Below are 3,765 nucleotides of genomic sequence, written 5' to 3' on the forward strand. Positions count from 1 at the left end.
ACTTCCACTGGCTGCTGGACGTGGTGGCCAGCTGGTGCCTGGCCGCCCTGGCGCTGTGGGCGCTGGACCGGTGGCTGCCTCGGCCGGACGCCCGGAGGCCCGGGGGCCCGCCGGGCGGATCAGCCGGTCCGGGCTGATCCATGGGCCGCGACGCAGGCCGGGACACGACCGGGGACACGACCGGAGGCACAGCCGGGGCGCGGGCGCCGGGACGGGGGCGTACGCCCTACGCCTCAGGCTCCTCGTTGCGGTGGACCATTCCTGCCTCGCCGTTGTCCCGGTGCCACTCGACAACGAGTTCGTCGCGGGCGCCGAAGCGGACGAGGTGACGGCCGACCACGTCCTCCAGGCCGGGCAGGTTCTCGCGCTCGCCCTCGACGGTGAGCAGCAGCGCGTCCGGGCCGGCCTCCAGGGTGGCGGTGCCGGCGCCGAAGACCAGGGTGCCGCGGCCGGTCTCCTCGGAGAAGGTGGCCTCGATCTTGCGGCCCATGTGGGCGGCGAGCTGCTTGGCGTAGCGGGCGGGGCGGTCGGTGACGACGCGCGCCTCGGAGCGGGGCATGGGCCCTCCAGGTTCGGGGAGGGAACTTAGGGTCCCCTCACTCGGGGCTACGCTAACCCAGTTACTGAGCTAGGCTCAACATATTTCCCCGATCCTCGTCCACCGTCGGCCGCGCGCCCCGGACCGGCCGATACCCTTGGGCGGACGCCAGCCGAGGAGACCGCCGATGACCACCACGCCGACCGACGATCCGGCGGACCCCTCCCCCGGCTCCCCCGGCACCGCCGCCGAACTGGCGGACGCGATGACCAGGGCGATCAAGCGGATCCGCCGCCAGACCGGCTGGCGGCTGGAGCCCTACGGCATCACCCCCGGCCAGGCCCGGGCGCTGCGCACGCTCGCCCACGTGCCCGGCTGCGAGACGCCGGACCACGCAATGCGGCTCAGCGACCTCGCCGACAAGCTGCACATCGCCCCCCGCTCGGCCACCACCGTGGTCGACGCGCTGGAGGAGGCCGGACTGGTCGAGCGCAGCCCCGACCCGGCCGACCGGCGGGCCGTACGGCTCCTGCTGACGGAGGCCGGCCGCGCGGCGGTGGAGCGGATCGGGCAGGTCCGGGACGAGGTGGCGCAGGAGTACTTCGGCGAGGTCAGCCCCGAGGACGAGGAGGTGCTGCTGCGAGTGCTGCGCGCCGCCGAGGCCCGCTTCCTCGCAGCCGGGCCGCCGCGGCGGTAGCCGCCCCCGGGCGCAGCGCGGTGATCCCGATCCCGGCGATCACCAGCAGCGCGGCCGCGGCGGCCGCCGGACTGACCCGCTCGCCGAGCAGCAGCCAGGCCGAGGACATCCCGAACACCGGCACCAGCAGCGAGTAGGGCGCGACGGCGGTGGCGTCGTAGCGACGCAGCAGGTAGCTCCAGGCGACGAAGCCGAACAGGGTGGAGACCAGCCCGACGTAGCCGATCACGCCGAGTCCCGCGAGGGTGATCCCGCGCAGCGCCCGAAGGTCCGCGTCCGGCCCCTCCACCAGCAGGGACAGGCCCAGCAGCGGCAGCGGCGGGACGGCGCTGACCCAGACCATCCAGCGCAGCGCGTCCGGCGGGGCGGCCCTGCGGGTCAGCACGTTGGACAGGCCCCAGGCGACGGCGGCCAGCACCACCAGGGCGAAGGCTCCGAGCGGGCCGCCGAGGCCCTGGTCGAGCGCGCTCAGGCCGATGCCCGCGAAGGCGACCGCCAGACCCAGCAGCCGCTGCCCGCCGGGGCGTTCGCGCAGCAGGACGGCGGCGAACAGGGCGGTGAAGCCGGCCTGCCCCTGGAGCACCAGCGAGGAGAGGCCGGCCGGCATCCCGGCGTGCATGCCGAGGAAGAGCAGCCCGAACTTGACCACCCCGAGGACCAGGCCGACCGCCAGCACCCAGCGCCAGGCCACCTTGGGCGGGCCGACGAGGAACACCGCCGGCACCGCGACCACGGCGAACCGCAGGGCGCAGAAGAGCAGCGGCGGGAAGCTGTCCAGGCCGACGTGGATGAGGACGAAGTTGAGTCCCCAGACGGCCGCCACCAGGACGGCCAGGGCGATGTGACGGGGACGCATGCCGCCCGGGGCGGCGGGTGTTGCGGTCATGGGTCGAGCATGGCGGCAGGAGAACGTGTAGCACCAGCGATGAATACTGAAGGACACACTTTAGGATCACTGCATGATGGATCTGGGACGCCTTCGGGCGCTGCACGCGGTGGCGGTGCACGGCTCGGTCGGCGGGGCGGCGGCCGCGCTCGGGTTCACGCCCTCGGCGGTCTCGCAGCAGATCGCCAAGCTGGAGCGGGAGACCCGGACGGTGCTGCTGGAGCGGCAGGGCCGGGGCGTGGTGCTGACCGACGCGGCGCGCGAGCTGGCCGCCACCGCGCGGACCGTACTGGGGCTGGTGAAGCAGGCCGAGGTGCGGCTGGAGGAGCAGCGCGGCCAGGCGGTCGGGCGGCTGCTGGTGGCCGCCTTCCCGAGCGGTGCGCGCGGGCTGATGCCCGGGGTGCTGGCCGACCTGCGGCGGCGCTGCCCGGAGCTGGACGTCCGCATGCTGGAGAGCGACCCGTACCCGGCGGCGGAGCTGGTGGCCCGGGGCGAGGTGGACCTGGCGCTGGTGCAGGACTGGCCGACGGTGCCGCTGCCGGTGCAGGACGGGCTCATCCGGCTGGACCTCGGAACGGACCCGGTGGACCTGGTGCTGCCCGCCGGGGACGCGCTGGCGGCGCTGGCGGCGCTGTCGGCGGTGCCGGTGGAGCGGTTGGTCGGGCAGCGCTGGATCAGCGTGCCGCCGGGCAACATCTGCCACGACTGGCTGCTGCGCACCCTGCGCGAGGCCGGCGAGGAACCGGACGTGCGCTACCAGGCCGGTGAGTTCGAGACCCAGATCGCGCTGGTCGCGGCCGGCCTGGGGATGGCCCTGGTGCCCCGGCTGGGCCGGGGCCCGCTGCCGCCCGGGGTGGTGTCCCGCCCGGTGGCCTCGCAGCCGAGCCGACGTGTGTTCGCGCTCTGGCGCGCCCAGGCCTCCCGGCGGCCGGCGATCACCGAGGCGCTGGCGGCGATGCGGGAGCGCTGGGGCGCCCTCCAGGACGGCTAGTTCGCCCCTCGGGGTAGCTGGTTCGCCTTCTGGACGGCTAGCTCGCCAGGCCGATGACCAGCCACATGAAGCCGACCCCGGCGACGGTGCACAGCAGGGTGCTGCGCGAGGGGTGCGGGCTGTGCGCCTCGGGGAGGATGTCGGAGGTCGCCAGGTAGAGCAGGAAGCCGGAGAAGAAGCCGAGGTAGAGGCCGAGCAGGTGCTCCGGGATGGTGAAGGCCAGGGTGATCGCGGCGCCCGAGACGGGGGCCAGCGCGTCCGCCGCGAGCAGGGCCACCGCCCGGCGCCGGTTGTTCCCGTACAGCCGGGTGATCGTGTACGTGTTGAAGCCGTCGGCGAAGTCGTGCGCGACCACCGCGATGGCCACCACCGTGCCGACCGTGGTGCCGGCCTGGAAAGCGGCGCCGATCGCGAAGCCGTCCATCACGCTGTGCCCGACCAGGGCCAGGGCGGCGGTCAGCCCGATGCCCTGGTGCCCTCGGTGGTGGGTGTGGCCGTGGTGGTGTCCGTGGGTGTGCGCGGCGTACTCGCCCTCGTGGCCGCGGTGGATGGCGACCGCGCGCTCGACCACGTGAATGGTGAGGAAGCCGGCCGCGAACATCAGCAGCGCCTGCGGCACGCCGTGCACCTCGCCCGGCGCCTGGCGGATGGCC

5 protein-coding genes are annotated in these 3,765 nt (G+C 74.6%); 2 read left to right on the top strand and 3 right to left on the bottom strand.

Going from position 1 to position 3,765, the window contains the following annotated elements:
- Positions 1-226: 226 nt before the first annotated feature.
- Entirely contained in the window at positions 227-559 is a 333-nt protein-coding gene (locus J0670_RS32770; protein ID WP_207815760.1) for a DUF2218 domain-containing protein, read from the bottom strand.
- A gap of 166 nt (positions 560-725) precedes the next feature.
- Between J0670_RS32770 and J0670_RS32775 the strand changes: the two genes are divergently transcribed.
- Complete coding sequence (locus J0670_RS32775; protein WP_207815761.1) at positions 726-1,235, top strand: MarR family winged helix-turn-helix transcriptional regulator; 510 nt, start codon at positions 726-728, stop codon at positions 1,233-1,235.
- Here the strand turns inward: J0670_RS32775 and J0670_RS32780 are convergent.
- Positions 1,150-2,091: an EamA family transporter gene (locus J0670_RS32780; RefSeq protein WP_207815769.1), complete on the bottom strand. Its 942-nt coding sequence runs from the start codon at positions 2,089-2,091 to the stop codon at positions 1,150-1,152. The two genes, J0670_RS32775 and J0670_RS32780, sit on opposite strands and share 86 nt — an antisense overlap.
- Positions 2,092-2,194: 103 nt before the next feature.
- Between J0670_RS32780 and J0670_RS32785 the strand changes: the two genes are divergently transcribed.
- Positions 2,195-3,112 carry a LysR family transcriptional regulator gene (locus tag J0670_RS32785; RefSeq protein WP_207815762.1) on the top strand — a complete coding sequence of 306 codons (918 nt, stop codon included), beginning with the start codon at positions 2,195-2,197 and terminating at the stop codon, positions 3,110-3,112.
- 37 nt (positions 3,113-3,149) lie between these two features.
- Here the strand turns inward: J0670_RS32785 and J0670_RS32790 are convergent.
- Positions 3,150-3,765: ZIP family metal transporter (locus J0670_RS32790; protein ID WP_207815768.1), on the bottom strand; the 616-nt coding region annotated here is incomplete at its 5' end.

The sequence above is a fragment of the Streptomyces sp. FH025 genome, assembly GCF_017427025.1.
Classification (GTDB): domain Bacteria; phylum Actinomycetota; class Actinomycetes; order Streptomycetales; family Streptomycetaceae; genus Kitasatospora.

What these genes read in the sequence shown, in the direction of transcription:
- J0670_RS32780 (WP_207815769.1), bottom strand. Translation starts at nt 2,091, where the DNA reads ATGCGTCCCCGTCACATCGCCCTGGCCGTCCTGGTGGCGGCCGTCTGG.
- J0670_RS32785 (WP_207815762.1), top strand. Translation starts at nt 2,195, where the DNA reads ATGATGGATCTGGGACGCCTTCGGGCGCTGCACGCGGTGGCGGTGCAC.
- J0670_RS32775 (WP_207815761.1), top strand. Translation starts at nt 726, where the DNA reads ATGACCACCACGCCGACCGACGATCCGGCGGACCCCTCCCCCGGCTCC.
- J0670_RS32770 (WP_207815760.1), bottom strand. Translation starts at nt 559, where the DNA reads ATGCCCCGCTCCGAGGCGCGCGTCGTCACCGACCGCCCCGCCCGCTAC.